Below are 252 nucleotides of genomic sequence, written 5' to 3'. Positions count from 1 at the left end.
GCGCAGGCGTTTGCAAAGAAATTAGCAGAGCAAGGCATTCATAGTCACACCGTCCCTGGTCACATGAAAACCCCTCAGGGTAAAGATAAAAATTGCAATTTTCTAACCCAACGTGATTTAGAAAAAATAACAGAAAACTCCAACCTCGCGTCTAAAGAGTCAGTCGCGCATGGTTATCATGCGATTGTAACCGATGACAAGCAAAACGATTTAGAGGCTTCTCAAGACAAGCAGTTAGGAGGACATAGCCCC

The 252-nt window shown here is 44.0% G+C and carries 1 protein-coding gene; it reads left to right on the top strand.

The window, feature by feature from the left end:
* Positions 1-252, top strand: a 252-nt coding sequence (locus tag ACN4Z1_RS16030) for a hypothetical protein (protein WP_419423063.1), incomplete at both ends; no start/stop codon positions are given.

It is taken from the genome of Legionella sp. ST3F1 (genome assembly GCF_048553315.1).
GTDB lineage: Bacteria > Pseudomonadota > Gammaproteobacteria > Legionellales > Legionellaceae > Tatlockia > Tatlockia donaldsonii.
This window is presented reverse-complemented; position numbering and strand designations above follow the sequence as displayed.